The sequence below is a fragment of the Rhizobium phaseoli genome (genome assembly GCF_003985125.1).
Lineage (GTDB): Bacteria > Pseudomonadota > Alphaproteobacteria > Rhizobiales > Rhizobiaceae > Rhizobium > Rhizobium phaseoli.
Map to the genome: position 1 here is coordinate 23,917 of NZ_ML133571.1, position 24,637 is coordinate 48,553.

A 24,637-nucleotide genomic window follows, 5' to 3' on the forward strand; every position below is an offset into this window, starting at 1 on the left:
GCCTCTTTAATGCGCATTGGGCGCCTCCGGGGCATGTTTGCCGTCATGCAGGCCGCCCATCAGCAGGCCGATCCTTTCGCGCGTCAGTTCGCCGGCCGGATAAGGCCTGGAAAGGCGGCCTTCAGAGATGACCGCGATATCGGTCGCCACCTCGAAGATCTCGTCGAGATCCTGGCTGATGACGACGACGGCGGAGCCGGCCTTTGCGAGATCGACCAAGGCCTGGCGGATGCGGCTTGCAGCCCCCGCATCGACGCCCCAGGTCGGCTGGTTGACGACGAGGACGGCCGGCTGCCGGTCGAGCTCGCGGCCGACGATGAACTTCTGCAGATTGCCGCCGGAGAGCGAGCCTGCGGCCGGATCATCGCCGCTCTTGCGCACATCCATCGCTTCGGAAATCCGCCGCGCGGCAGATTTCACAGCACCTTGGCGGATGATGCCGAGCGCGCCGAGAAAGGCCTTGCGGTCCGACTGGCTGCGGGCGAGCACCAGATTGTCCGACAGTTTCATGGCGGAAACGGCGGCATGGCCATGCCGCTCCTCCGGCACGAAACCGGCGCCGAGCAGGCGGCGGGCCGTGATGCCCTCGGTGCCCACCGGCTTCTTGCGGATGACGATCGCCTCGGCCGACGCGACCGGATATTCGCCGGACAGTGCATCGAAAAGTTCGCTCTGGCCATTGCCGGCGACACCGGCGATGGCAAGGATTTCGCCCGAGCGCACGGCCAGGGAGACATCGCGCAGCGGCATGGCGAAGGGCGTGCGCGCGGCGACGGACAGGTTGGCGACGGCCAGCTGCACCTCGCCCTTATCCGAGCGCTCGGGATGAGTGACGGTCGCCACTTCGCTGCCGACCATCATGCGGGCAAGCGACGAGGGCGTTTCCCGCTTGGGATCGCAGGCGCCGGTCACCCGGCCATGACGCAGCACCGTGGCGCGATCGCAGATGCGCTGCACCTCTTCCAGGCGATGGCTGATATAGAGAACCGAGCGGCCTTCGGCGCGCAGCTTGAACAGCGTTTCGAACAGCCTGTCGGCCTCCTGCGGCGTCAGCACCGAGGTCGGCTCATCGAGAATGATCAGCTTGGGGTTCTGCAGCAGCGCGCGGACGATCTCGATCCGCTGGCGCTCGCCGACCGAGAGATCGGCGACATGGGCATGCGGATCGAGTGGCAGACCATAGGCGATGGAGAGCGCCCTCGCCTCCTCGGCGATCTTGCCGATCGGGATGGTATCATCGAGCGATAAGGCGATGTTCTCGGCGACGGTCAGCGCCTCGAACAGGGAGAAATGCTGGAAGACCATGCCGATGCCGAGCTTGCGGGCCTCGCCCGGCGAGGCGATGGCGACCGGCCTGCCTTGCCAGAGGATATGTCCGCCCGTCGGCTCCAGAACACCGAACAGCATCTTCACCAGTGTGGATTTGCCTGCGCCATTTTCGCCGAGAAGCGCGTGAATTTCGCCCGGCGCGATATCGAGATCGATTTCATTGCAGGCGGCAAAGCCACCGAAAAACTTCGTCAGCTTCTGGACGGATAACAACGCACCGGAATCCGGCACATTCAATGGCGACACGTTCCCCTCATTTCTTCTGCCGATCGGTCCGTTCGGATCTCATGGAATCAGCAGCGTCGTTCCTGTTGTTTTTCTTGTCTCCAGATCCGCGTGAGCCCGCCCAACCTCACGCAACGGATAGGTTTGATTGACATTGATACGCACTTTGTTGCTTTGCACAACATCAAATAGCGCTTTCGCGCTGTCGATGAGTTCCTGGCGTGCGGCGATATAGGTGAAGAGCGTCGGCCGCGTCGCAAACAGCGAGCCTTTCTGCGCCAGCTGAGAAAGAGTGAAATTCTCGATCGGCCCGGAGGACTGGCCGAAGGAGGCAAAAAGCCCACGCGGCTTCAGGCAGTCGAGCGACTGTGGAAAAGTATCGCGGCCGATCGAATCATAGACGACGTCGACGCCCTTGCCGCCGGTGATCTCGCGGACACGCGTCACGAAGTCATCGGTCTTGTAGTTGATCACGTGGTCGTAGCCATGGGCGAGCGCCAGCGCGATCTTGTCTTCAGAACCCGCCGTGCCGATGACGGTGGCGCCGAGCGCCTTTGCCCATTGGCCAGCGATCAGCCCTACGCCGCCGGCGGCCGCATGGAACAGCAGGACCGTTTCGGGGCCGACCTTGAAGGTGCGGTTCAGAAGATATTCGGCGGTCATGCCCTTCAGCATCATCGCCGCAGCCGTTTCGAGTTCAATGCCGTCGGGCACATGCACGAGATGGCGCGTCTCGATATTGCGCTCGGCGCTATAGGCGCCATCGGCGCTCGCATAAGCGACACGGTCGCCAAGCCTGAAATCGGTAACACCGGGGCCGACGGCCGTTACCGTGCCGGCGCCCTCCTTGCCGGTGACGAAGGGAAGATGTGGCACCTTGTAGGAACCATTGCGAAAATAGACGTCTATGAAATTGAGGCCGATCGCAGCCTGCCGGATCTGCACCTCACCGGCCGCGGGCGGCGGAAGGTCGATCTCGACATAGTCGAAAACCTCCGGTCCACCCGTCCTTGAAAATGAAACCGCCTGCGTCTTCGTCATTTGCCTGTCCTCAAGCTTCGCGTCCCAGGGCGGGGAAGAATTGCAGCACCGCACCGATGACGTAAAGATAGATCCCGGTCACGATAAAGAGAATGAGCGCCCATTCGGGCGTATCGAAGTGCATCAGCAGCGAAAGAATTCCGAGGGCCGACCACAGAAAAAAGACGCCGAGATTGAGCGGGCGCAGCCGTTTGACGCGGACCGGGTGGAGGAAATTGATCGGCAGGAAGGTCAGCACCACCGAAACGATAACGACGGCAAGTGCCGTCGTCGCGCTCGCATGGATAACGAACAGGGTGAAGACGATCATGTTCCAGACGACGGGGAAGCCGGAGAAGAAATACTCCTCCGTCTTCATGCCCATGTCGGCATAATAGATGGCGCTGGAGACGACAATCATGCCCGCCGCGACAAAGGACCAGGGCTCGCCGATCATGCCGCTCTGATAGAGCGCGAAGGCCGGCAACAGCACATAGGTGACGTAATCGATGATATTGTCGAGCGTATCGCCCGACCAGTTCGGCAACACTTCCTTGACACGCACCTTGCGCGCAATCGGCCCGTCTATGCCGTCGACGAGAAGGGCAAGCCCCAGCCACCAAAACATGTCGATGAAGCGATGCTCGGCGGCCGCGACGACGCCGAGAAAGGCAAGGAACGAGCCGGAGGCCGTCAGGATATGAACGGAAAAAGCGCGCATCTCCGCGTAAGGAACACGCTTGTAGTTGAAAATCTTCATATTCCCCGACCGCCCTATCGCGCTCGCCCCGGCAAGCGTCTTTTTTTGCCACCGGCACCGATCCCGTCGCTGAATCGGTTCCCGTAGATCCTTGTTGTCGCACCGATTTCGCCGAAAACCGGCGTCCATATCGGGCACGCCGCACTAATATGCATCCTTTGCCGGGCTTCGCCAGCGGGAAATGAGACATTCCCTGCCAGCCATTGAATCTGACAATGACATGCATATTTCCCTTCAGGAGCGCTGCGTGGAATGGAATGCCTTTAATTCGAGCCCGATATGTAATATCTGCCTCGCATCCGATAGTTCATCCGACGAAACGGGATCCTCTACCGCAATGAACGCGCCTGCAAAGACCGAAGACTTCGCCTCGTCCATCCCCGCCGGCGTCTACGCCGAGACGGTGCTTGCCGTGACGCATTACACCGACCGGCTCTTCCGTTTCACGATGACCCGGCCGCAGGGCTTCCGTTTCCGTTCCGGCGAGTTCGCGATGATCGGCCTGATGGTCGAAGGCAAGCCGGTCTTCCGCGCCTATTCGATCGCCAGCCCCGCCTGGGCCGAAGAGCTCGAATTCTTCTCGATCAAGGTGCCGGACGGCCCGCTCACCTCGCATCTGCAGGCGATCAAGCCTGGCGACCAGGTGCTGATGCGCAAGAAGCCGACCGGCACGCTGGTGCTCGACGCGCTGACCCCCGGCCGCCGCCTCTACATGTTCTCGACAGGAACGGGCATCGCGCCCTTCGCCAGCCTGATCCGCGATCCCGAGACCTACGAAAAGTTCGAGGAAGTCATCCTCACCCATACGACCCGCGATGTCGCCGAGCTGAAATACGGCTTCGACCTCGTCGAGGAAATCCAGAACGACGAGCTGCTCAAGGAAGTCGTCGGCGACAAGCTGCGCCATTATGCGACCGTCACCCGCGAAGACTTCGAATATCGCGGCCGCATCACCGACCTGATCTCATCCGGCAAGCTGTTTACCGATCTCGGCGTGCCGCCACTCGATCCGGCAATCGACCGCGGCATGATCTGCGGCTCCTCGGCCATGCTGAAGGACACCAAGGAACTGCTCGAACAGGCCGGCCTCAATGAAGGCGCCAACAGCAAACCCGCCGAGTTCGTCATCGAACGCGCTTTCGTCGGCTGATCTTTGCCGACGTGCATATCTGACAACGGCTCCGGAGACGGGGCCGTTTCTATTTGGCGGCGAGATAGTCGATCAACGCCACCATGGTAACGCGTGCCTCCTCCACCCTGCCCTGCTGAATGGCGCGAATGACGGCGACATGCAGCGCGATGGCGCGGTCCATGCGCTCCGGGCTTGCGGTGGAGTACCAGAGGCGACGCGAATGCGTCTGCACCGGGCCGAGTGCTGCCACGATGAAGCCGTTCGGACAGGCATCCTCGAGGATTTCGTCGAAAGCCTTGTCGGCGGCAAAGAATCCGGCGAGATCGCCGGTCACCGCGCATTCCTCCATGGCGCGAGCGCAGTCGCCGAGGCGATCGCGCTGCTCATCGGCCGCATGTTCGGCGGCCAATGCGGCCGCGATCGGCTCCAACTCGCGGCGCACCTGCATGACATTGCCATGGTCTTCAGGCGCGATCTCGGCCACCTGCAGCCCGACACGCGGCTTCACCAGGATCAACCCCTGCCAGGCAAGCTTCTGGATCGCCTCACGCACCGGCGTGCGCCCGTGGCCTGCCAGATCGATCAGCTGCTTTTCGGTAACGAGCGCGCCCGGCTTCAGCGCCAGCGTGACGATCAGATGCTCAAGCGTGAGATAGGCACGATGGCTTTGTGACGTCTGCATGCTGGAGATCCACCGCCCGAGGCTGATATATCACATAGTGGCACGGCGAAAAACCGAAGACAACATAGAAATATCAGAACAGAGACAAATAGATAACAGCGGTGATGGTTTCGAGGACCAAGGCATCGACGCCACGACCGAACTCATTTCACTGCCCACCCTTCACCATGCTTCGCCTTGAGCCGAGCATCCACACCGTATCCGCCAGCGACAGTGGCGTGGATCCTCGGCTCAAGGCCGAGGAGGACAGAGAGCGGGGTTGGCGCTCTTCCCAAACGCACCCCGACGGAAAGAGCCACGTCGCGTCCGGCGACGCCTGAGGCTTCTTGGAGTTTAATTTGAGCACAACGCAACCGCTATTCCTGCGGCTGCGTTGCCTCAGGCCAAACTTAACTGAACAGAGTTCCAGAAACCTGCGTGCCATCCGCAAGGTAGAAGGACTCGATGCTATTTGCTCCGGCATACCAATCTTGCAGGATCACAGTGGCGTTTTCATAACCTGTGCCGGGCGTCGCGTCGGCATGAGATTGAAGAACGAGATCGTTCCCTATTCTGATGTTATCCAGATCCGCGAGAGACTGGACCCTATCCAGATACACGGCGTCACTTCCGTCGACGCCGGTGTCCTTGATCGTCGCCGAAAGAACCATGTTCACATGGTAGGTATCGCCGTCGTTGCCGCCATCTGCAAAGCCCTGGCCCGATATCAGGTTCAGCGTATCGCTGCCGTCGCCGCCATAGAGGTGGAAATCGCCTGCGCCGCTAAAGAGCGTGTCTTCGCCGCTGCCGCCATGAAGCTGATCGTTGCCGCCACCACCGTTCAGCGTATCATTACCAGCTCCGCCAGTGATGATGTTGTCGCCGGCATTACCGGTCAGGGTCGCGTTGCCGGTACCGGTGAAGGTCAGCTTCTCGACGTTGGCGTCGTTCGCCATCGAATAGGTTGTCAGCGTGGTGCGAATCTCGTCCGTACCTTCTCCGGCACCCTCCGTGATCGTCACGCCCTGAGCGTCGACGAGATAGATATCGTCTCCTGCTCCTCCGACGAGGGCGTGCCCAGAAGTGGAAGAAGCCAAGGTGTCGGCGAAGGAAGAGCCGACGACTCTCTCGAAATTGGCGAGAACGTCACCCGCCGCATCACCACCGCTGACGACATTGGTTGTCAGGTTGACGTTTATCGCATCACTGGAGAGCGAATAATCGATCGTATCCAGGGTGCCTGCTGCGCCATTCAGATGGTCTGCCGAAGCTGAGCTGAAGAAGGTGTCATCGAAGTTCGAGCCCGTGAAGACTTCGATGCCGTCGAAAGTGTCGCCGGCGGCATCGCCTGCATGAACCCCGGTCTTCAAATCGAGAGTGACTGCCGCCGCCGCATTGGCATAGCTGGCGGTATCCGTGCCTGCACCGCCGATCAGTTGGTCGGCTCCCGCGCCGCCGATCAGCGTATCGTTGCCCGTTCCGCCTGTTATGACGTTGTCGCCCACGTTGCCGGTCAGGGTCGCGTTGCCGGTGCCGGTGAAGGTGAGATGCTCGACATTGGTGTAAGCCGCCATCGAGTAGGACGTCGCGCTGGTGCGGATCTCGTCATCGCCGGCGCCCGACGATTCGGTGATGACCGTATTCTGCGAGCTGACGACATAGGTATCGTTGCCGCCGCCGCCCTGCAGCGTCTGGGTGCTCGTCGCGGTCGAGCCGAGCGTATCTGCGAAGGCCGAGCCGATGACCTGCTCGATGCTGATAAGCCTGTTGCCCTCGGCATCGCCGCCCGATGCGATCGTCGTCACTCCGCTCGCCCCAAGGATCACGTTGATCGCTGCCGCCGAGCTGGAATAGCTGACGGTGTCGGTGCCGACGCCGCCGTTGAAGGTGACGGCCGTGCCGTTGCCGACGAAGGTGTCCTTGGAGTTGGAGCCGACAAACGTCTCGATGCCGCTGAAAGTGTCGCCGGCGGCGTCGCCAGTGTTGGCCCCGGTCTTCAGATTAACAGTAATTGCGGCCCCTGCATTGGCATAGCTGGCGGTATCCGTGCCTGCACCACCAACAAGTTGGTCGGCTCCAGCGCCGCCGATCAGCGTATCGTTGCCCGTTCCGCCTGCTATGACGTTGTTCCCGCTATTGCCGGTCAGGGTCGTGTTGCCGCTGCCGGTAAAGATCAGCCGCTCGACATTGGCGAACGCCGCCATCGAGTAAGATGTCAGCGTGGTGCGGATTTCGTCAGTGCCTCCGCCGGCGGCCTCCGTAATCGTCACACCTTGGTTGCCGACGACATAAATATCGTTCCCCGCTCCTCCGACGAGGGCGTGCCCTGATGTCGAAGAGGCCAGGGTGTCGGCGAAGGCAGAGCCGACGACCCGCTCGAAGTTGATCACAACGTCACCCGCCGCATCGCCACCGCTGACGACGTTGGTCGTCAGATCGACGTTTACCGCATCACTGGAGAGCGAATAGTCAATCGTATCAGTGCCTGCTGCGCCATTCAGAGTGTCCGCTGAAGCTGAACTGAAGAAGGTGTCGTCGAAGCTCGATCCCGTGAATACTTCGATGCTGTCGAAGGTGTCGCCGGCGGCGTCGCCTGTATGAACCCCAGTCTTCAGATTGAGAGTGATCGCAGTCGCCGCATTGGCGTAACTGGCGGTATCCGTCCCTGCGTCGCCGATCAACTGATCGGCTCCGGCACCGCCAATGAGGATGTCGTCACTGGTGCCGCCAATCAAGGTATCGTTGAAGTTCGATCCCGCGAACGCTTCGATGCTACTGAAGGTGTCGCCGGCGGCGTCGCCGGTATGGACCCCGGTCTTCAAATTAAGAGTGATCGCAGCCGCCGCATTGGCATAGCTGGCGGTATCCGTCCCTGCGCCGCCGATCAGTTGATCGGCTCCGGCGCCGCCTATGAGGATGTCGTCGCCATCACCGCCGGTCAGAATGTCATTGCCGGTGCCGCCAGTGATGATGTTGTCGCCGGTATTGCCCGTCAAGGTCGCGTTTCCGGTGCCGGTGAAGGTCAGACGCTCGACATTGGCGTAGGACGACATCGAGTAGGATGTCGCGGTGGTGCGGATCTCATCATCACCGCCCCCCGCAGCCTCGACGATGCCGGTGACCGCCGATCCGACGACATAGGTGTCGTTGCCGGCACCGCCCTGCAGCGTGTAACTGAACGGGGAAGTCGAGCCGAGCGTGTCGTTGAAGGCAGAGCCGATGACCTTCTCGATGTTGACGAGGCTGTTGCCCTGAGCATCGCCGCCCGATGCGACCGTCGTCACACCTGGACCCGCAAGGGTCACGTTGACGGCTGCCGCCGAGGCGGAATAGTCGACGGTGTCGTCGCCGGCGTAGCCGTCGAAAGTGATCGTCGTGCCGTTGCCGACGAAAGTGTCGGCGTAAGCAGAACCACTAAGCACCTCGATGCTGCTGAAAGTGTCGCCGGCGGCCTCGCCAGTATAGACCCCAGTCTTCAGATTAAAAATGATCGCACCAGTCGCCATGGCATAGCTGGCAGTGTCTGTCCCTGCACCGCCGATCAGTTGGTCGGCTCCCGCGCCGCCGGTCAGAATGTCATTGCCGGTGCCGCCAGTGATGATGTTGTCGCCGGTATTGCCCGTCAAGGTCGCGTTTCCGGTGCCGGTGAAGGTCAGACGCTCGACATTGGCGTAGGACGACATCGAGTAGGATGTCGCGGTGGTGCGGATCTCATCATCACCGCCCCCCGCAGCCTCGACGATGCCGGTGACCGCCGATCCGACGACATAGGTGTCGTTGCCGGCACCGCCCTGCAGCGTGTAACTGAACGGGGAAGTCGAGCCGAGCGTGTCGTTGAAGGCAGAGCCGATGACCTTCTCGATGTTGACGAGGCTGTTGCCCTGAGCATCGCCGCCCGATGCGACCGTCGTCACACCTGGACCCGCAAGGGTCACGTTGACGGCTGCCGCCGAGGCGGAATAGTCGACGGTGTCGTCGCCGGCGTAGCCGTCGAAAGTGATCGTCGTGCCGTTGCCGACGAAAGTGTCGGCGTAAGCAGAACCACTAAGCACCTCGATGCTGCTGAAAGTGTCGCCGGCGGCCTCGCCAGTATAGACCCCAGTCTTCAGATTAAAAATGATCGCACCAGTCGCCATGGCATAGCTGGCGGTATCCGTCCCTGCACCGCCGATCAGTTGGTCGGCTCCCGCGCCGCCGGTCAGAATGTCATTGCCGTCGAGGCCGGAGATTTGGTCATCTCCGGTCGTGCCATTCAGAGTGTCATCGCCCGACGTTCCCGTAATAACTGCCATTTTAGCCCCCTGGCGTTTCAAATATCGAAAAAGAGGTTATTCGTCCCGAAACACGTACTCGACGTGGTTGCGGATTGCTTCATGAGATAGGAGAGGACCGTTCGATCGGTCGTGCGGATGAAAACCTCCGCGAACATGCCGGGCTAAGATCCGAGCGCAAACTATTGATTAGGCATATAATGCGCCACTTAAAGTGGCTCAGACAATTCCGATACCCGTCAGGCCGCTTCCTATCCAAGCACCGCATCCTCACCAGCACAGTTGCCGCAATCGTTACGGCGATAGAAATCCTGATGCAACTTTTAATTTTAAATCTTGACAGCGCACGAAACTTATGCCTGCCGCATTTCAACCCCAACCGATGATCACCGAGTTGAACCGCTATTTCCGATTGAGGTCAGATTCTTACGGCCACCTTCTCTCAACAAATGAGAAATTCGGGTGCAGCAAAATTTCTTCATCCCCGAAAAATATCCAATAATGTTTTGCATAGTCCGCCGCGGCAAGCGCCGACGCCAATTCATGCAGCAAGATTGGAATCTTGTCGGCGAGCTGGGACAAAGGCGAACCTGTTCTCCACGCACTCTTCCCGGCTATTTCATAACAATCGAAGTCGGAATGATGCCGAGTGCAATTGCGAGATAGCCGGCGTGACGCGGCCCGCGCGCATCGAGTTTTTCCGTGGCGGAATTCAAGGCGGCTCGCACGGCGGTACCGGAAACCGAACGCATGTCGCCGATCTGTTTGATTTCATAGCCGGCAACATAAAGCGCCAGATAGTCGATTTCCTTGGTGGTCAATGCTGAAACGCGAAACGCCCGAGCTGCGGGTTTTATCTCGATCTCCGCTGTCCGGAGCTGGATGGCTTTGCCGATCTGAACGAGCGATGGCAGAGTGCGGCCCTTGAACGTCTCCCAATCGTCCCCCTCAAGATTTGATGTGGCGCTGAACAGCGCCCGCCCCGCCTGGGCATCAACAAGAGGTATGGAGACGCCATTATTGCCGACGCCATGGCGTTCGGCTTCCGCGAGGAAGGACGCGGTTTCCTTCGACGCAGACCTCAAATGGTTCCAGTCCACCGGTTGAGATGCTTTGCGTGCGGCGATCTCGATGGGGTCGCTCCGAAGATACTCCTTCGACTGATAGAATTTCTTCCACCTGTCGGAATACGTCGCTGCAACGAGCCGCTCATTGGCCACGCGGCCAGGAATGAAGAGAGCTTGGTAGGCAAGATTGGCAGCTCCGACCATGACTCGCAGCTGATGGACAATTGCCGAAAGATGGCCAATTTCATGGAGGTTGCGGATGCAGTCTAGTGCTTCGTGCAGGATACGCTGGTCGGCGGGCATTTTCTTCCGAAATCAATATTTTTTAATCAGCGGCAGACCGAGGCGGTCCGCAAGCTTCTGATACACATTCATTACAACGAGGATTTTACAGTTTGGGTTGTATTTATCCAGTCTGCATTATTGCGATGCAGAATTGGCAATTGTCAGGCGAGACCGCGGAGGGAGTCTCGAGCACTCGGGCAGCTATCCATCCAGCCGGCTGATGGCGAGAGCAATCAATGCATCCTGCGAGGACCCATTCATCGCGCGTCACTCATGCCGCAGCGCCTCGATCGGATTCAGCTGGGCTGCCCTTCTCGCCGGGAAATAGCCGAAGATCATGCCGATTGCGGCGGAGAAGAGGAAGGCGACGGCGACCATCATCGGGCTGAAGACGAAGGGGACTTTCAGGAAAGTCACCGCCACCAGGCCGAGGCTGAGGCCGAGCACGATGCCGGTGATGCCACCGAAGAGCGAGAGCGCCACCGCCTCGACCAGGAACTGGGTCAGCACCTGGCCTTCGAGCGCGCCGATCGCCAGGCGAATGCCGATTTCGCGGGTGCGCTCGGTAACGGAGACCAGCATGATATTCATGATGCCGATGCCGCCGACGAGCAGGCTGATGGCGGCGACGGCGCCAAGCAGGCCGGTCAGAAGCGTCGTTGTGCCGGTCATCGCCTCGGCGATCTGCGTCATGTCGTTGACGTTGAAATCGTCCTGCCGGCCGGGAATGATCTTGCGGCGCTCGCGAAGCAGGTTTTCGACATCGGCCTGCACCTTGGCCGTCGACACACCGTCGCGCGCCGAGATGATGATCTGCGGCACGTTGCTGTTGCCGCTGATGCGCCGCTGGAACACCTTGACCGGCATGATCACGACATCGTCCTGATCGGTGCCCATGCCGGACTGGCCGCGTTTGGCAAGCACGCCGATCACAGGGCATGAGACCTTGCCGACGCGGATCTGCTGGCCGAGCGGGTCGGCGGCCCCGAAGAGCTGCGAGCGCACCGTCTCGCCGATGATGCAGCGGGACTGGCCGCGCTCCTCGGCGGGGGTGAAAGTGCGGCCGAGCGCCAGGTTCCAGTCCTGGGCGATGAAATAATCGTTGGTGGTTCCGGAGACGCTGGTCGAATGGTTCTGGCCGCCTGATATAACTGTCGCCGTCGACTGGTTGAGCGGCGCTACTGCTCTCAAGCCGCCGATCTGGCCGCGGATGGCGGCGACGTCCTTGACGCTGAAACGCTTGGCCTCGGAGCTGGCGCGTCCGGGGCCGAACTGGCCGGGGCGGACGAACAGCATGTTGGTGCCGAGCCGCGACAGTTCGGTCGAGACCTGCGCGGTCGTGCCGTTGCCGATCGTCACCAGCGCAATGACGGCGGCAACGCCGATGACGACGCCGAGCACTGTCAGGAAGGAGCGCAGCATGTTGCGGCTGATGGCGCGCAGCGCGAGTTTCAGCGTCTCAAAGAACATGATCCGCCCTCCTCCGATGCTCCACCTCGGTCTCGAGCTTGCCGTCGACAAAGCGCAGCAGCCGCTCAGCATAGGCGGCGATATCCGGCTCATGGGTGACCATGACGATGGTGATGCCCTGCTCGCGGTTCAGCCGTGTCAGCAGATCCATGATCTCGACGCTGGTCTTGGTGTCGAGGTTGCCCGTCGGCTCGTCGGCGAGCAGCAGCGCCGGTTCGGTGACGATGGCGCGGGCGATGGCGACGCGCTGCTGCTGACCGCCGGACAGTTCTTGCGTTTTGTGGTGCTCACGCCCGGTGAGGCCGACCAGCGCCAGGGCCTCACGCGCCCGTTCACGCCGCTCGCGCACCGCCATGCCGCGATAGATCAATGGCAGCTCGACATTCTCGACCGCCGAGGTGCGCGGCAACAGGTTGAAACCCTGGAAGACGAAGCCCAGCATGTGGCGGCGCAACAGCGTCAGCTGGCCGCGGTCGAAGCCGGAGGTCGGGATGCCCTGGAAGACATAGTCACCCGATGTCGGCACGTCGAGGCAGCCGAGGATGTTCATAGCCGTCGACTTGCCGGAACCGGATGGCCCCATGATCGCGACGAATTCGTGGGCCTCGATCGCCAGATCGACGTGGTCGAGGGCGCGGATCGCCGCCTCGCCCTCGCCGTAGATTTTCGAGACCTGCCTGAATTCGATGAGCGGCGGGCTTGTCATCCGTCTCTCCGCCTAGTTCGTCCGTACCGCGGCGTCGGTGACCAGCGCGTCGTTTTCCTTGAGCTCGCCGGAGACGACCTGGGTGAACTGCCCGTCGGACGAGCCGACCTGGATGATCACAGGCGTGGAGCGGCCGTCGCGCAGCACCCAGACGCGGCGCTCCGTTCCCGTCAACGTCTGGGCCGAGTTGCCGCCGCGCCGGCGTGGCGGGCCGAAGATCCCGAGAATACCGCGACCGCGTCGCTCGGCCTGCGGCGGCGCATAACGCAGCGCGGCATTCGGCACCATCAGCGTGTCCTCGACGGCCTCGACGGTAATGTCGGCGGTTGCCGTCATGCCGGGACGCAACAGCAGGTCGGCATTGTCGACGGAGAGGATCGCCTTATAGGTGACGACATTGTTGACCACTTCGGAGGCGAAGCGGATCTGTTCGATTTCGGCGGGGAAAGACCGGTCGGGATAGGCGTCGACCGTAAATTTCGCCTGCTGGCCGACGGCGATCTTGCCGACATCGGCCTCGTCGACATCGACCTGCAGCTCCATCTTCTTCAAATCGCCGGCGATGGTGAAGAGGATCGGCGCCGAAAGCGAGGCGGCGACGGTGGCGCCCGGGTTGACGGAGCGGGTGAGGATGACGCCGTCGATCGGCGAGACGATCTTCGCCTTGGCGAGATTGACCTCGGCCAGCTGCAGGTCGGCCTCCGAGGCGAGCACCTCGGCTTCGTTGATCTGTTTGGCGGCGACGGCGGAATCATATTTGTAGGTGGCGTCGTCGAGACTCTGCTGGGTGGAGACATTGCTCCTGACCAGGCTCTTCAACCGCTCCAGCGAGGTGCTTGCCGATTCGAGATCAGCATTGGCCTTGGCGACATTCGCCTTGGCCGAATTGACCTTGGCGCGCGAACTTTTCACATCCGCCTCGAGCTTGTTGGTGTCGAGCAGCGCCAGCACATCACCCGCCTTGATCGTGCTGTTGTAATCGACGTTGACGTCGCGGACGGTGCCAGACAGTTCACTCGATATATCCACCTGCTCGGTCGGTTGCACCGATCCGGTGGCGGTGACGAGCACTGTCAAATCGCCACGTTTGGCCGGCTGTGTCGTGTAGCTCACTTCACTTTGCCCGCGGCCGGCATAGAAATAAGCGGCAGCCGCGGCGGCAGCGATGAGGATCAGCAGGATGAACAGGCGTCCGCGCCAGCGGCTGCGCTTGTCCCGCTTTCCGGATGCGGCAAGAACCCCAGCGAGGTCGGGCGTGGTGCCCGCCTTGGCTCCGGTTTCGTTGCCGCTCACGATTTTGTTCATGTCATCCTCGATCAGTCAGTGACGCCTCGGCCCTGCAGTGAACTAATCACACCGCAGATGAACCGGGAATTAGCGTTGCCGCCGAACTGGCACGGAATTGCGGGCGGGTGAAATGAAATATTGGTAAAAAGTCAAGTTTCGAGGCGACGGAGTTGGTCGCGCGAAACTGCAAGGCAGTTTCCCAATAATGACATCCGGAAAACCACAGAGCTGACGCGTGACAAACCGCACCCCTCGCCGGTCAATCGGCATCCTCGGCATATTGATCCGCGCCCGGCAACTCCCGCAGCCAGGCTTCGCGCCGCTTGATCCAGAGTTCATAATCCGGTTCAAGGTCGGTCGGGGGACTGTCGAGGGAACCGAGCCGGACTTCCACCAACTTCTCCTGCAGGCAGAAGAGCCTACCGCCGCAGGCGGGGCAGAAACTACGGCCGGCGAAAGTGGCGATCTGACCGGTGTGGGAAAAGGCCGGGCGCGGCCAGACGGCAAAGAAGACGAAGGCGGAACCGCTCGATTTGCGGCAATCGGCGCAATGGCAGAGACCGACGCGGAGGGGCTCACCCTCGACGCTATAGACAACCGCCCCGCAGAGGCAGCTTCCAGTTCGCCTCCTCATCACGGCCGTCAAGAATCGAGACTGGTGGGAAGCCCTGGCGGGCGCCGCTTTGCCGCCATCAGCAGATCGAGTTCGGTGGCGGAGGGGCCGAACTTCTCATAGAGACGCCTGGCCTCCTTGTCGTCCAGCCGGTATTTTCTGGCGAATTCGCTGAAGCTGTAGGGGCGGCCACGCAGAACTCTTCGCGCCGGGGTCGCCGTTTTCGGTGCGTCGGTCATGGTTTTCTCCTTTCATCAGCTACCCTTTAACTTAGAGCGGTCCAGCCATTTGGAAAGAGTCGAGAGGCCGCTCCGAGGCCGTGAAGCGGGGTGGATGCGGCTGATTTCCTGGAACCTTTTCGCCTATACCCGGTTTTCCGAGCGAGGTTGCGGGCCGCGCCAAGCGGACGCGGCGGTGCTGGAGAACATCGGGATTTTTCCGCTTTCTCCCGGTGGCCGACGAAACGGCAGGCGAGCTCCCTACCCGCCCGGTCCGCTTCCTCATCCCTCGTTTCAGCATGAGATCACGAAATATTAAAATTCGGAACGCACGCGCCGGAGCGTGGTTGTCAACACGAGGTCGACGTGGCCTCAGTTCAAAACCAAGGAGAAACCAAATGGCAAACCAAGGTGGAACCCACGAACAGCACGTCAAAGCCGGGCAGCAGAGTCATAAGAACGACTCCAATACCCGCAGCGCCTCTTCAGGCGGCCGCGACGCGCAGTCCAGCGGAACCCGCGGCGGCAGCCATGAACAGCATGTAAAGGCTGGTCAGCAAAGCCACAAGAACAGCCACTAGCTAAAGCTGTCCTGATGTGAAAATTCGGCCCGCGCCCTCCATTCCGGCGCGGGCTTTTTTCAGGTTCTCAAGACAACCGTCGGCCATCCTCGCCGAAGAGATGCAGCACGGCGGGGTCGAGATGGATCGGCAGGCTGTCGCCGGATTTCATCTGCTGCTGGCCGGCGAAGACCGCGATCAGTTTTTTGCCCGCCGCTTCTGTGTGGACGACGGTTTCAGAACCCAGTTCCTCGACAAGGGTGACCCGCGTGTCCAGCCGGCCTGCGGCGGCCGCATCGGCAAGCGTGATGTGCTGCGGGCGGATGCCGATGCTGACCCTCTCGCCTGCCGGGCGCGTCTCCCCGGCAATGACCGACAGACGATGGCCGCCGACGGTTTCGACCTCGGCAAAACCGTTCTCGTGGCCGACGATCGAGCCTTCCAGGAAATTCATGTGCGGCGCGCCGATGAAGCCGGCGACGAAGCGGTTGGCCGGCTTGTTGTAGAGTTCGAGTGGCGTTCCCACCTGTTCGATCCGGCCGCCTCTGAGCACCACGATCCGGTTTGCAAGCGTCATTGCCTCGACCTGATCATGGGTGACGTAGATCATCGTCGCCTTCAGCCGCGCATGAAGAGCGGCGAGCTCGGCGCGCATGGAAACGCGCAGTTCGGCGTCGAGATTGGACAGCGGCTCGTCGAGCAGGAAGGCATCCGGCCGGCGGACGATGGCGCGGCCGATCGCAACGCGTTGGCGCTGGCCGCCGGAAAGCTGGCCCGGACGGCGCTGCAGGAAAGGCTCGATCTCCAGCATGCGGGCGGCATCGGTGATACGGGCCTCGATCTCGGCCTTGGCCACCTTGGTATTCTCGAGGCCGAAGGCCAGATTTTGCCGCACGCTCATATGCGGATAGAGCGCATAGGACTGGAAGACCATGGCAAGGCCGCGATCGGCGGCGCCGATTGCGGTGACATCCGTGCCGTCGATGGCGATGCTGCCGCCTGTGGGCTTGTCGAGACCGGCGATTAGCCGCAGCAGCGTCGATTTCCCGCAGCCGGACGGGCCGACGAAGGCGATGAACTCGCCGTCGTTGACCGCAAGCGAGACATCGCGAATGACCTCGACGGCGCCGAAATTCTTGACGATGTTCCTGAGCTCGAGCCCGCTCATGCATTCTCCTGTTTCATCTTATTTCAGTCCGGAGCCAGCGATGCCTGTGGTGATGAAGCGCTGCAGGAAGACGAAGATCAGCACGACGGGAATCATCGAGACGACGGTCATGGCGAGGATATAGTGCCATTGCACATTGAGCTCGCCGGCATAGACGTTGAGGCCGACCTGCAGCGTATAGAGCTCCTTGCGCGACAGCACGATCAACGGCCAGAGGAAGTCGTTCCAGCGCCAGACAACCGAGAAGATCGCCAGCACTGCGAGAGCCGGCGCCGACAGCGGCAGGATGATGCGCCAGTAGATCTGCCATTCGCTGGCCTTGTCCATGCGCGCCGCGTCGATCAGCTCGTCCGGGATGGTCAGCATATATTGCCGCAGCAGAAAGACCCCGGTCGGGGTGGCGACCGTTGGCAGGATGACGCCCCAGAGGCTGTCGAAGAGGTTCAAGCTGCCGATGACGGAATAGAGCGGTACGACGATGACCGAAAGCGGCACCATCAGCGTTGCCAGGATCATCAGCATGACGGCGGTGCGGCCGGGGAACTGGTATTTCGAGAGCGCAAAGGCGGCCATGGAATTGACCAACAGCGTGATCGCCGTCGCCACAACTGTCACGAAGACGGAGTTGCGCAGGAACAGGAAGAAATCGAAGCGCTGGAACGGTTCGGTGTAGTTGCCCGCGGCGAACTCGACCTTACGCACGGGCGTGCGGTCCTTGATGTTGACCTTGACGATTTCGCCGGGCTGTTTCGGATCGACCATCTGGCCGATGATGCCGATGCGGCGGACTTCGGCGAGCACGCGGCTGCTGCCATCCGGCATTGTCACCTTATAGAGCGGCAACGGCTTGTCCTGGCCGGGCACGACTGCCTGCTCGGTAACATACGGCAGGAAGGACGGCGGGAATTCGGCAAGGGCGGCCGGTGTCTTGAAGGAGGAGAAGACCAACCAGACGGCCGGGCCGAACATCAGGAAGACGCCGGAGATCAGCCAGATCCAGGTGACGACGTCGGTCCAGTGCCAGCCGCGACCGCGGCGGCGCAGGAGAAAAGTGCCGACAGCGCTCAATGGCGTTTCTCCTTCTTCTCGTTGCGGCTGCTTGCGGCAAGCTGGATCAGTGTCAGGATGACGAGCACGATGCCCATCAAGATCGAGGCGGCCGACGCAAGCCCCGGATTGCGCAAGGAACTCGCAAAACCGGTCTCGTAAATATACTGGGTGATGTACATGCTGCTGGTGCCAGGCCCGCCGCCTGTGAGCACGAAGACCTCGTCGAAGATCTGCACGGCGCGGATCAGCGCCAAGACGAGGACGACGATCAGGTTCGGCATCAGAAGCGGCAGGGTGATGCGCCGGAAAATGCGGGTCGGGCTCGCCTTGTCCATGGCGGCGGCTTCATAGAGGTCCTTCGGGATTGCCTGCAGGCCGGCGAGCAGGATCAGTGCGTAAAAGCCCATATGCGCCCAGACCGACACGAAGACCGCGAAGAAAAAGGCCCAGAAACGATCGCTGAGCCAGGAAAAAGGCTCGAAGCCGAAGGGACTCAGCGCATAGTTCAACAAGCCCTGGCGCTGCAGGATCCATTTCCAGATCAGGCCGACGACAACGGGCGACAGCAAGACGGGAAAGAAGAAGACTGCGCGCCAGAAGCCTCGATTGGAAAGTTCGCGGTTGAGGATCAACGCCGTTGCCAGAGCCGCGACCAGCATCGCGCTCACCTGGAAGACGACGAAGACGGCGGTGTTGCGCACGGCCGCCCAGAAGGTGTCGGCGGCGCAGGTCGAAGGGTCGAGATAGGAACCGCAGTCGAAGAGGATGCGATACTGCTCGGCTCCGACATAGGTTCTGTTCTGCAGGAAGATGGCGCTACCGCTTGTCGTCGAATAGATGAAATTGATGACCAGCGGGAGCAGCACGAAGACGCTGAAGATCAGCATGTTGGGCGCCAGGAAGACGCCCGCCATGCCGTTCAGCCCCGTCAGCTTCTGCCAGGCGCGCATGGGAATATCGATGACCCCCATGACAAGCCGGACAGGTGCTGCGAGCGCCTGCCGAAGACCGGCCTTTGCCGGCGCGTTGGAAGAAACCGTCTCGTCCGCCATCCGTTCTCCGTCAGTTGGCGCCGACCTTTGCCTTGATGTCCTCATCGATGCGGGCATAGGCGTCGTCGAGCTTCAATTCGCCGGCGATCACCTGGCTGATGCGGGCGACGATGGCGCTGTAATAGGCGTCCGACCACTTCCAGCCCGGAAGCTTCATCGCGGGTGCCGCCGTCTGGGCGGCGGATTCGACGAAGGCCTTCAGCGCCGCCTTCACATGCGGATTGTCGGTCTTGAAGTCCATCTGGCCGGCGGCCACGCCTTTATGCGCCGGAATGAACAGGCTGCGCTCGGCAAATTCCTTCTGCACGTCGGCGCCTGCCAGGTAATCCATCACCTTGGCGACATCCTTCGGGTTCTTGGTGTATTTGACGGCGACGAGGCCGGCGCCGCCCTGCATGCCGGTGCAGGCGGCCGTGCCGCAGGGGCTTCCCGCCATCACCCAATCGAAGCTGTCGCCGATTTTCTGGGCAAAGCCCGAGAGCTGCCAGCTACCCGAGTAATAATAGGCAAGGCCGCCATTGATGAAGTCTTCGGCCGCGGCGCGATAGGTGGTGCCGGCGGCGCTGACCCAGACATCCTTGTTGACGATTCCCTCTTCGTTCCACTTGACGAAGCGGCTGAGGAACTCCTTGGACCCCTGATCGATCGGCGCCGGTTTGCCGTCTGCGGCGATGTAGTTGGCGCCGTAGGAGATATTCGGGCCGGAGACGCGGTGACCGGAGCGGTCGATCGCCATGGCGAAGACTTTCTGGCTGTCCGCGACCTTTTTGGCGGCGGCGGCCCAATCGTCCCAGGTCGCCTTCGGGCCGGGGATTTCGACGCCGGCCTGCTCGAACAGCGTCTTGTTGACGAAGCCGCCGGTCAGCGTCAGCTGCGTCATGAAGCCGGTGATGGCGTTCGAACCATCGGGGCGCATCCAATCGGCCTGGGCGCCGAAATTGTCGTCCCAGTATTTCGCGTCGGCCAGCAACGGACGAAGATCGAGCCAGTGCTGCGCCTGTGCCTTCAGATTGGTGACGCGGGCGATATCCGGCCCCTTGCCGGCTTCGAGCTGCACCGGCAACTGCTCCTTGACGACGTCGTAGGAAACCTCGTCGAGAATAACGTTGACATCGGGATTGGCCCTGGAGAAGCGCGACAGCAGGTCCTTGATGACCTCGCCTTCGCCGCCGTCGGAATACCACATGATGCGCACATCGCCGGCGTGGGCGGCGACGGAACTCAAGAGAACCGCAGCAAAAGCCGCGCCGATCGATTTCATTCTAGTCATTTTCTCCTCCTCCTGACCGATGAATTCCTACAGCGCCGCGCGTCTCTTCGGACGCGCAAAGGACGCTGTAACACTTTGAATTGCTGCATAATTTTAATCCTTAAATCGATTCCGATTTAAGGAACTGTGCAGCAGGTCCGGCCGGTCCTCCACCCACCGGACATGTCGTCTACGAGGCCGCTCGCCGAGGCTGCCTGCCCGGTATCTCAAGATGTACCGCGTCTCCCCTGACCGACCAGTCCGAGGGACGAAGTATGCGGCCTTCGGCGCGCACGGTGCCATCCTCCTCGAAGACGACCTCGCCGTAATCAGGATCAATGACGATCAATGCGCCCTCGCCGTCCGGCCGGGCCGAGAGCGCCGCGAATCGACCCCGCATGCCATCCAGGCCGCCCTCACGACCGAGATCGGAGAGGCGGACGATCCAGCGGCCCTGGCGGCCGGAGAGCCGCAGCTCGACATCCGTGGTCGGGCCGTGCTTCACCGGCTCCAGCGGTCCGTTGCCGATCAGCATGGCAAGACCGCCGCCGGAGCGGGCCAGCGCCATATTGTCCTCGACCGTCGTGTCGTCGAAGGCTTCGAGCGGGAACCAGGCATGGGTGAAATCCGGCTGGCCCTCGTGAATGGCAAAATCGAGGATGGCCAGATCGCGATACTGATGCACACGCGGCAGCGTCCCACAGCCGCCCCAGAAGCTGGGCCGGCCGTAACCGAACTGGATGGTTTCGCCGGGATGATTGATCCAGATCTGCGCTTCCGGCCGTTCGCCGAGGCGCAGGTGCAGCACCGTCTCCTGATAGCCCCAGGCGCCGGAGCGATAATGGGCGATGGTGCCGAGCGCGGTGTCACGCGTCTTGTAATGATAGAGGGAAGCGAACCGGTTCTCGCCCTGAGAGAAGGTCCACTCCTGCGCGTCGTCGGAGCGGTGCTCGGCGATTTCAGCAAGCGCATCCGGGAAACGGAGGCCGTGATCGCGGATGCAGACGGCAAGCTGCGGCAGTGCGTGGACGCGCCGGCCGTACCAGCCGCGGCCCCAGAGCAGCCGGGCGATGCCCGAGAGTTCGACCGAGCGGCCGGGACGCAGCGTATGCTCGTAGGAGCGGCCCTGGCTGCCGGTCAGCATACCATGATGGGCCGAGCGGGCGACGATCTCCATCAGGCGGATGATGCTGGCATTGGCGCGGGCACGGATCGTCTCATCCGGCGCGCAGGCGGCAAGGGCCGTCAGCCCCTTGAGGTCGATCGGGAAATAGGGAACGGAATTCCACTCGGCCATCTCCCAGCGCTCGAAATGATCGAGCCAGGCGCGAACCCGCTCTTCGCCGACCTTCATCTGCTCGGCGCCGGTGCGGCCGGAACGGACGAAAATGGCATCGGGGAAAAGCCTCCCGCCGAGATAGGCGGCGGTGTGGAAGAGCAGCGCGTGATTTTCCGAAAAATACCACTGAACGTCGTTGCCCGGCTCGTCCATCCAGTAGCGGTAGCTGAGAACGGCCTGCTCGATCCTGGCGAGCAGTTCCGGTGACAGAAGGTCGCTCCAGCGCGTATAGGCAAAGAGCAGCGGCACCAGCACGAAATCCGCGCAGTCGTGGCAATCCTCGATGACGGGCAGCATGGCCGAGATCATCGCCTCGGTCTCCTCGCCGCCCTGCCCCAGCGCCAGACGGGCGAAGGCGCAGACTGTATCGGGCTCGGAATGGGCGGCGACTTCGGCCAAAGCCTCGGCGACCCGGTCCGCCAGCGCAGCGGGCGCCGCCCCCTGGCGTTCGGGATGACAGATCTCGACGCCGAGCGTGCGGCCGACGGACAGCGCGCCGGTTTGGAAGGTGATGCGGAAATGGCGGAAATCGGCGGGCATGTGCGCCGAGCTGCCGAGCGCCAGCTTGGTTGCGCCTTTCTCCAGCGCGAAATCATAGTCGAAGCGCTCGACCGACATGAAGTCGCCTTCGATCTCGACATGGCAGCGCAGCGCCCGCGGCAACGGCGCCGGAAACAGGATCGTCACGTCCTCGCCGAGATAGGCGGTTCGGTCGAAGCGCATGCCTTCGAGGATCGCCTCCAGCCCGTCCGCCTCATCGGCGGTGATCGGCACGGGAAGTGATGTTTCGACTTCCGGCCCGTCGAGATAGTCCAGCTGGAAATAGAAGCGGGCGTCGCGTTCGGCGAGATCGTCGAAATAGACGCGGATCTCGTTGAGGCCGGCGGCAAGCTCCACCTCGAAGGTCTGTTGCGCTTCGAGATTGCGCTCGTAAGGCGCCATGAAGCCCTGTTCACGGCCGTTCACGAAGAGGATGGCGCCGCCGCAGGTCGACAGGCGGAGGTTAGCAGGCCCACCCGTGCGCGCATCGAGAAAGGTGCGCGCCCAGCAGCCGATGCGCGTCGGGCGAAACCAGAAGCCGGAGAGATCGACGCGCGGCGAGGCAAAGGCCAACCACCAACGGACAGGCTCGAGTTCGGCTGCCGGCAGCGGCCGCCGGCCGGAGAAGGCTTTCTTGAATTCGGTGCGGCAGGGATATTCATGCGGAATGAAGTTCTTCGTCTTGGTGACGAAGAAGAAGGGATCCATCCTGCCTTCCATCGGACGGTCGGCGACATCGTAGCGCGCCTGCGAGAGATGGCCGAGCTGCCAGTAGACGATCGGGCTGTTTTTGCCAGTGGCGCGACGGAGATAAGGTTGCTCAGCGACCATGTTTCAGATCGCTCCGGCCGTGGAACTTCTGACAAAACGCCGACGCGTGGACGGGCGGTCAAGCCGCATCTTCAAAGCCTCCCTGCTCTGCCTGGTGTCGCGGACTCCTCATTGGCAATTGTGCATAGGCATTCCATTTGCGCAATCTGAAAGATTTTTGCATAAAGGAGTGAGAGCGAGGAAAACGACATGGCCCCGGATCAGAAGAAAGGCAGGCGTACGCGCCTCGACGACATCGCCGCAAGATGCGGTGTGTCGATCAGTACGGTGTCGCGGGCGCTCGCCGGTGAAAAGGGCGTCAGGCCCGAAATCCGCAAGCTGGTGCTGGAAACGGCAAGTGCGGTCAGCTACGCCCTGCCGGCGAGCGTTGCCGGCAAGAAGATCATGCTCGTCGCCTCCGGCGCGGCGATGATCGACTATGTCCGCAACCAGTTCACCCTCTACGTCCTCGAGGGCCTGAATGCGCGGGCGGCCGCCCTCGGCATCGAGATGGCGATGCGTCCCGTCGCCGACAGGGCGGACGAAGCCCGCGTCATCGCCGAGATGCGCGACGATCCTGGCTTTGGCGGCATGCTGATCCTGACGGTTGACGAGGAGGAAATGCTGGCAGCCGCCGCGGGCCTGGGAAAACCGGTCGTGCTGGTCAATACCGACGATCCCTATATGCGGCTTTCGAGCGTGACGCCCTGCAACCGCTCGGCCGCCTTCATCGCCGCCGAGCGGCTGATCAAGGCCGGGCATCGAAGGATTCTCTTCATGCTGCGGCCGGGACGACGGACGATCGAGCGGCGCCTGGAAGGCTGGCGCGACGCTCTGCTGCATCACGGGCTGAAGGCCGATGCCGGGCTGGTGCTCGAGGTCGACGACTGGCTGCCGGAATTGGGCGCCGAGGCGATCACCCGTCTCGTCCGCGATCAAGGCCTCACCTTCACCGCCGTCCTGACGGCGGGCGACAGCCTTGCCAATGGCGCCGTGCGCGGATTGCAGGCGATGGGATATGCCGTGCCGCAAGACGTCTCCGTCATGGGCATCGACGACCTGCCGCAATCGGCCTTTCTCAATCCGCCGCTTTCGACAGTGCATATTCCGATGCGCGAACTCGGCGCCACCGCGCTCGATCTGCTGCGCGACATGATGCTCGGCCTTGCAGCGCCGCGCCGGCGCGTCGAGCTCGCCTGCCATCTCGTCGAAAGGGGCAGCGTCGCAACGGTCAACCCTTCAAAAGCCGCCGAGCCCGTCTGAACAGGAGCTAATGCCGCCATCATGAAATTCCTGGCCATATCAGGAAGCGCCCGCCGGGCCTCGACGAACACCGCCCTGCTCCGTGCCCTGCAAGCGGCTGCAGAAGCGGCCCATACGGTTTCGGTCTATGACCGCGTGGGGGAACTTCCGGTATTCTCGCCCGATCTGGAATTGAACCCGCCGCTTGCCGTGTCGGCTCTTGCCGAGGCGATCGCGGATGCGGATGGCCTGATCCTGGCAAGCCCTGAATATATCCGATCGATCCCGGGCGGGCTGAAGAACGTCATCGACTGGCTCGTCTCCCGCAACGAAGTGATCGGCAAGCCGATCGTGCTCGCGCACGCGTCGCATCGCGGCGATGACATGCTGGCCCAGCTTCGCGTCGTCCTCGCCACGCTCAGCGAACGATTCAACGAGGAGCTTTTCCTGCGGATTCCTTTGATGAAGCTTTTCCCGGAAGAGATTGCCGCGCGTCTTTCCGCGCCTCGACATCAGGAGGAGATGCGCGGTTTCCTCGACGCTTTCGCACGCCTTTGCGGATCGGCCTGACGTCCGGTTCCCT

20 protein-coding genes are annotated in these 24,637 nt (G+C 61.9%); 4 read left to right on the forward strand and 16 right to left on the reverse strand.

What is annotated here, in order from left to right; genetic code table 11:
- Positions 1 to 6: 6 nt before the first annotated feature.
- The 3 genes from EFD56_RS13580 to pcsA are packed head-to-tail and all read right to left on the reverse strand — an operon-like array spanning position 7 to position 3,334.
- The gene (locus EFD56_RS13580) at positions 7 to 1,575 is read right to left on the reverse strand and encodes an ABC transporter ATP-binding protein (protein ID WP_126905529.1); all 1,569 of its coding nucleotides are present in this window, start codon (positions 1,573 to 1,575) and stop codon (positions 7 to 9) included.
- A gap of 39 nt (positions 1,576 to 1,614) precedes the next feature.
- Positions 1,615 to 2,595 (reverse strand): quinone oxidoreductase family protein, encoded by a 981-nt coding sequence (locus tag EFD56_RS13585; RefSeq protein ID WP_126905530.1) that lies wholly within the window; start codon positions 2,593 to 2,595, stop codon positions 1,615 to 1,617.
- A gap of 10 nt (positions 2,596 to 2,605) precedes the next feature.
- Positions 2,606 to 3,334, reverse strand: a complete 729-nt coding sequence (gene pcsA / locus EFD56_RS13590; RefSeq protein ID WP_016733022.1) for a phosphatidylcholine synthase — start codon at positions 3,332 to 3,334, stop codon at positions 2,606 to 2,608.
- Between the two features lie 337 nt (positions 3,335 to 3,671).
- Here pcsA and EFD56_RS13595 point away from each other — a divergent pair, with 337 nt between their 5' ends.
- Complete coding sequence (locus EFD56_RS13595; RefSeq protein WP_126905531.1) at positions 3,672 to 4,484, forward strand: ferredoxin--NADP reductase; 813 nt, start codon at positions 3,672 to 3,674, stop codon at positions 4,482 to 4,484.
- 49 nt (positions 4,485 to 4,533) lie between these two features.
- Here EFD56_RS13595 and EFD56_RS13600 read toward each other — a convergent pair whose 3' ends face one another.
- From EFD56_RS13600 to EFD56_RS13635, 8 genes are all read right to left on the reverse strand, one after another.
- Positions 4,534 to 5,148: a GntR family transcriptional regulator gene (locus tag EFD56_RS13600; RefSeq protein WP_126905532.1), complete on the reverse strand. Its 615-nt coding sequence runs from the start codon at positions 5,146 to 5,148 to the stop codon at positions 4,534 to 4,536.
- A 389-nt stretch (positions 5,149 to 5,537) separates the two neighbouring features.
- Positions 5,538 to 9,419, reverse strand: coding sequence for a beta strand repeat-containing protein (locus EFD56_RS13605; RefSeq protein WP_126905533.1), 3,882 nt, complete (start codon positions 9,417 to 9,419; stop codon positions 5,538 to 5,540).
- Positions 9,420 to 10,012: 593 nt separating this feature from the next.
- On the reverse strand, positions 10,013 to 10,768 hold the full coding sequence (locus tag EFD56_RS13610; RefSeq protein ID WP_126905534.1) for a helix-turn-helix transcriptional regulator: 756 nt from the start codon (positions 10,766 to 10,768) through the stop codon (positions 10,013 to 10,015).
- 249 nt (positions 10,769 to 11,017) lie between these two features.
- Positions 11,018 to 12,220, reverse strand: a complete 1,203-nt coding sequence (locus EFD56_RS13615; RefSeq protein WP_126905535.1) for an ABC transporter permease — start codon at positions 12,218 to 12,220, stop codon at positions 11,018 to 11,020.
- The gene (locus EFD56_RS13620) at positions 12,210 to 12,926 is read right to left on the reverse strand and encodes an ABC transporter ATP-binding protein (protein WP_004673788.1); all 717 of its coding nucleotides are present in this window, start codon (positions 12,924 to 12,926) and stop codon (positions 12,210 to 12,212) included. The genes EFD56_RS13615 and EFD56_RS13620 overlap by 11 nt, the downstream gene beginning before the upstream one ends.
- Before the next feature lie 12 nt (positions 12,927 to 12,938).
- Positions 12,939 to 14,231 (reverse strand): efflux RND transporter periplasmic adaptor subunit, encoded by a 1,293-nt coding sequence (locus EFD56_RS13625; RefSeq protein WP_126905536.1) that lies wholly within the window; start codon positions 14,229 to 14,231, stop codon positions 12,939 to 12,941.
- Positions 14,232 to 14,472: 241 nt separating this feature from the next.
- Positions 14,473 to 14,847 carry a GFA family protein gene (locus tag EFD56_RS13630; RefSeq protein WP_037115182.1) on the reverse strand — a complete coding sequence of 125 codons (375 nt, stop codon included), beginning with the start codon at positions 14,845 to 14,847 and terminating at the stop codon, positions 14,473 to 14,475.
- Between the two features lie 8 nt (positions 14,848 to 14,855).
- Positions 14,856 to 15,065 (reverse strand): hypothetical protein, encoded by a 210-nt coding sequence (locus EFD56_RS13635; protein ID WP_004673790.1) that lies wholly within the window; start codon positions 15,063 to 15,065, stop codon positions 14,856 to 14,858.
- A 377-nt stretch (positions 15,066 to 15,442) separates the two neighbouring features.
- Between EFD56_RS13635 and EFD56_RS13640 the strand changes: the two genes are divergently transcribed.
- Entirely contained in the window at positions 15,443 to 15,625 is a 183-nt protein-coding gene (locus EFD56_RS13640) for a hypothetical protein (RefSeq protein ID WP_004673791.1), read from the forward strand.
- Between the two features lie 67 nt (positions 15,626 to 15,692).
- On the opposite strand, the gene EFD56_RS13645 is transcribed toward EFD56_RS13640, so the two are convergent.
- The 5 genes from EFD56_RS13645 to EFD56_RS13665 all read right to left on the reverse strand — a co-directional run bounded on the left by EFD56_RS13645 (position 15,693) and on the right by EFD56_RS13665 (position 22,833).
- A complete protein-coding gene (locus EFD56_RS13645; RefSeq protein ID WP_126905537.1) occupies positions 15,693 to 16,772 on the reverse strand; it encodes an ABC transporter ATP-binding protein in 1,080 nt (359 codons plus the stop codon).
- Between the two features lie 18 nt (positions 16,773 to 16,790).
- The gene (locus EFD56_RS13650; protein ID WP_012483760.1) at positions 16,791 to 17,840 is read right to left on the reverse strand and encodes a carbohydrate ABC transporter permease; all 1,050 of its coding nucleotides are present in this window, start codon (positions 17,838 to 17,840) and stop codon (positions 16,791 to 16,793) included.
- Positions 17,837 to 18,874, reverse strand: a complete 1,038-nt coding sequence (locus tag EFD56_RS13655; protein ID WP_126905538.1) for a carbohydrate ABC transporter permease — start codon at positions 18,872 to 18,874, stop codon at positions 17,837 to 17,839. Before EFD56_RS13655 ends, EFD56_RS13650 begins: the two co-directional genes overlap by 4 nt.
- A 10-nt stretch (positions 18,875 to 18,884) precedes the next feature.
- Positions 18,885 to 20,144 (reverse strand): ABC transporter substrate-binding protein, encoded by a 1,260-nt coding sequence (locus EFD56_RS13660; protein ID WP_126905539.1) that lies wholly within the window; start codon positions 20,142 to 20,144, stop codon positions 18,885 to 18,887.
- A 169-nt stretch (positions 20,145 to 20,313) separates the two neighbouring features.
- Positions 20,314 to 22,833, reverse strand: a complete 2,520-nt coding sequence (locus EFD56_RS13665; protein WP_126905540.1) for a hypothetical protein — start codon at positions 22,831 to 22,833, stop codon at positions 20,314 to 20,316.
- A 189-nt stretch (positions 22,834 to 23,022) separates the two neighbouring features.
- Between EFD56_RS13665 and EFD56_RS13670 the strand changes: the two genes are divergently transcribed.
- Positions 23,023 to 24,075, forward strand: coding sequence for a LacI family DNA-binding transcriptional regulator (locus EFD56_RS13670; protein WP_064818206.1), 1,053 nt, complete (start codon positions 23,023 to 23,025; stop codon positions 24,073 to 24,075).
- Positions 24,076 to 24,096: 21 nt separating this feature from the next.
- Complete coding sequence (locus EFD56_RS13675; protein WP_126905541.1) at positions 24,097 to 24,624, forward strand: NADPH-dependent FMN reductase; 528 nt, start codon at positions 24,097 to 24,099, stop codon at positions 24,622 to 24,624.
- Positions 24,625 to 24,637: the final 13 nt, after the last annotated feature.